Genomic DNA, 3768 nt, shown 5'->3' with positions numbered 1-3768 from the left:
GGGAACGGTGGGAATGGTGGCAACCAGAACGGGGGCGGCAGCGGCGGTGGTGGTGGCGGCGGGCAGGGCGGCAACGGCGGCCACGGAAACCACTAGTTGACGCAACGTTAAGCTAGCTCGAAAGAACGGGCAAGGAGGGGGCGAGGGCACGATCCTCGCCCCCTCCAATTTGCACGCGCGCACGATACCTCCGCCACTTCCACGCCCGGCGCCTAGTTACTTTGGGCCTCCGGTCGTCATGGGCCCGCGCGGAAGCATCTGGCGTGTCCTCGACGTTGGGCGCGGCGGCCCTTTGTATACCCTTGCAGGGAGCCGTCATTGACGTCGAGTCGCGGGTCTGCTCGGCCGTCCCGTCGTCAGGTGCTGGTCCTGTTGCCTCGATGGCGTGGATCAACAAGTGATGTAATAGAAAGGCCGTGCCCTCCCGAAAGCGGAAAACCATTGGACGAGGGTTCAATCTCGCACAATGGAGGGCGGGCACAGCCGTGCAATACATCGGGTTTGATATTCACAAGCGGTATACCTTCTACACACAGATCGATGCCACGGGGCAGATCCGGCGACAGGGCAATCTGACCAACAAGCGCGACGCGGTGGCACGTTGCATGGTCCCGTAGAGGACCCGCCAAGTGATTGGGACCCCGACTCGGATCACATGGTGTGCTCTACAGGGGCACGGATAGATGAATGACCTCGGGTCGCAACAGAGCTCCGAGTTGACGAGTAGACGGGACTACTCGAAAACGCGGGGAGAGATTGACAGACACGGCCTTTCCATAGATGCACATTGAGAGCAGGCGCCGTGTCCGGCATGACCAATGGCCTCGTCGACTTGGCGCGACGTGTGCACAAAACCATGGAAGCCAACGGCGAGATGGCCCGAATTCACAACCGCATGCGAGTCCCTCTTGAAGAGACGGGTTGGCCGGTCTGGTTCGGCGAAACTGATGGCGACCCCAAAGCCCCCCTGAGCCCCGCACGCGAGGGGTGCTTCGAATGTGGCCGGTGAGCCACAGGGTGAACAAGTCGGCGAACAACGGGCCTGACTTCTTGGTAGCGGTCGGCCAACGAGAACAAAGCGATCTCGCCTTACAGTAATGGTAACAGTGATTCATCCCACGAGTCCTATTCATCGGATATTCACAGGACAGTCATCTCCTCCAAGCGGACAGCCGCCGGTCGTCATAGACGAGACGCTGCGCAAACTATGAGAGCGGATGCCACAGGACTCTTGGGAATTGCTGGGATGGGCTGCAGAGGGAGCGCCGGGGTTGCCACGCGACAACCGGTGGGCCTCGATGGCGTGCGGCGGCGGTCTACTCGCCTAACACCGCAGGGGTTTCCACTCGCTGGACGGAAGAGCGATCGGTCCTTCAGTTTTGCGGACGGCACGAATTTTGGGTAGCCTTGAAACAAACGTTGGGTCTGTGAGTCGGCGTATCCGCTTCATGGGTTCTGCTGAAGAGGTGCGAGATGTCCACTCCTCAGCTTGATCGCCCACTTTCCGTTCTTCCGCGCGGTCTTTCTCCGTGGGTGTACGCTGCGATCGCACTCGTCGCATACGCCTTGAACGACCTCGTCGCGCTCCTTACCTTGGGCTCAAAAGGGATGATAGGTCAATTGTTTGTGCTGCCCAATACTCAAGTGCGCAACTTCCTCCTGGTGACTTTTCACCTTGTCCACGCGTACGTCATCTTCCCGGCGCTTATGGCGTTCTGTTCGTGGATGGATCGTGCTCCTGGATTGCTCATCCAGCGTCTTATCGAGACAGGCGTGGTTGAAGGGAAATCTGACGCCGCGCATGGCAAGCTCGAAACGTACCAAGTCTACCGCCTCGGGAAAGGGTCCTGGTTCGCTCTGTATCTTGTCGGTGTCGGTCTTGCGCTCATCGGGGCGCTCTCGCTGCAGTTCAATCCTCCGCAGTTGCCCGCCGCCGATCTCGCGTTCGTTCAACTTCATGTCCCCATGACGTTCGTGCTGTTGCTAGCGTTGTGGTTGACTGCCTGCATGATCGTGGAGGCGACCACGGTCCTGCGAACGATCTTTGCGCAGCGGACGCTGCGACTTCACCCGTTCGACCCAGACCGCGTCTGTGGCCTTGGACCGCTGAAACAATATGCTCAACGCCTGCTCTACCTCATCATCATCGTGGGCGTGGACTTGATGATGGCAACCGAAACCGCAATTCTGAAGGGAAATTTTGCAAGCGATCGGATCTTGCACGTCTACCTGGGGATCTACCCCGTCTTAGCTCCCGTGTGTTTCTTCTGGACGCTGTGGTACGCGCACATGGCCATGGTGCGGGAACGAGCCAGGATATTCGAGTCCATGATTCCCGTATCTTTTGTGTTCGATCCTGCTGGCAGCTCCGTTTCGACGAGAGCACAGCTTGCGAAATTCAAGGAGACGTGGGAATGGCATAGGCTGATGAAAGAGTTTCCGGTTTGGCCGTTCGACGCCGGCAGCCTGCGGGACGTTGTGGCGGTTGCGGTTATTCCGGGTCTCGCCGAGCTCGCACGCCTGTTTCTCTTTCGTCACTGACCCTGACACTGAGTGGGGGTTGAGGGTTCCCACACCGCAGACAACCCGCCCGGAGGGGTGCGGTGGCGGGTATCCTTAGAGACGTTCTAAAGGAGGCACCCGATGAGGACGTCCGGGTACATCAACAGCGAGGAACTGGCTCGTCGTTTGCTGGGCCACGACAGGCGTCCGGAGTACGGTGTGACTGGCATGAGCTGCCCGAGTCCCTCTGCGCCGGCCGATGACACAGCGTGGTAGTTGAATCGACGCGTGCACCCAGCACGAGCCACTCCTGCGGGTCTGCCCGCGCAGGCATCGTCGCGACGAAAACGGAGAGCGTCAGGACGACCAAATAAAGTACCGACGTCCTGCTTGTGCGTACGCTCAACTGCGCCACCGGAACATCTAGGTCTGCACGCCAGCGCCAGTAATGGATCTTGCCACAAAAGTTCCGAAGGCACCTCACATCCGGAACTCGTAGCCGCTGCCTCGCTCGTCCTCAGGTACCTCGGGATTTATTCAGATTCGGGGTCCACAAGGTTCTGTGCGCGCCCCTTGCGGTACAGGCTAGATGCGTCAACTGCCAGGAATGACCCTTCCGGTCAGCGGCCTTCGCGCGTCGCGTAATCGCGATCACGGGTGCGCGGCCGATTCCGTAGAAGATGTTCGGCGCTACGCCGGTCACGCTCTCGATACGGTCTCGTTCCAGGAGTCGTTGGCGGATAACGCGCTTGGCTCCATTGCGGAAGAGCGCCCCCTGTGGGAGGACGACCGCAACGCGCCTGTACCCACCGCCATCGAGGTCACCACGTGTTGGACACGGGCGTCGTCGCCGCTGCTCTCCGTTCGAAGTACAGCCGTATCTAACCGGTTCCCCTCGACGAGCCGATCGGATGAGCTGATTTGACGATCGGATTTGCACACGGACGAGGGTGAGTTGGAATTCGTGGAAGCCTCATTCTTATGATACTGGTCTCTTCCCCCGGGTGCGGGCAAGGCTTGGCTACACCCGCTAACTGCTAACTGCGGTCGTCTGTCCCGGCATATTTGGATTCCCACACGCCTATTCGAAAAGCCGCGCAGGATTCTCCAATGGATAGTGGGCGCTTGCGCTACATGAACGCAATACTGGAACCGCACGTGGAGTGTGACTGCGGTCGCGTGGACCACGCGGGAAGGGGGTGAGGGCGCACCGGGCTGGCAGGATACGTGACCGCGCAGGTTGCGCGATCCCCGGGTGTCCGGAAG

Annotated in this window: 3 protein-coding genes; 2 read left to right on the top strand and 1 reads right to left on the bottom strand. The window is 59.9% G+C overall.

All coding sequences use genetic code 11. From position 1 onward, the window contains the following. Window positions 1–485: 485 nt before the first annotated feature. Together VKZ50_17175 and VKZ50_17170 are read left to right on the top strand one after the other, a co-directional pair. Window positions 486–617 carry a hypothetical protein gene (locus VKZ50_17175; GenBank protein ID HLJ61459.1) on the top strand — a complete coding sequence of 44 codons (132 nt, stop codon included), beginning with the start codon at window positions 486–488 and terminating at the stop codon, window positions 615–617. A gap of 856 nt (window positions 618–1473) precedes the next feature. Then, window positions 1474–2541 (top strand): hypothetical protein, encoded by a 1068-nt coding sequence (locus VKZ50_17170; GenBank protein ID HLJ61458.1) that lies wholly within the window; start codon window positions 1474–1476, stop codon window positions 2539–2541. Window positions 2542–3019: 478 nt separating this feature from the next. Here the strand turns inward: VKZ50_17170 and VKZ50_17165 are convergent, their stop codons facing one another. Then, the gene (locus tag VKZ50_17165; GenBank protein HLJ61457.1) at window positions 3020–3442 is read right to left on the bottom strand and encodes an N-6 DNA methylase; all 423 of its coding nucleotides are present in this window, start codon (window positions 3440–3442) and stop codon (window positions 3020–3022) included. Window positions 3443–3768: the final 326 nt, after the last annotated feature.

The sequence above is a fragment of the bacterium genome (assembly GCA_035295165.1).
Classification (GTDB): Bacteria; Sysuimicrobiota; Sysuimicrobiia; order Sysuimicrobiales; family Segetimicrobiaceae; genus JAJPIA01.
This window is presented reverse-complemented; position numbering and strand designations above follow the sequence as displayed.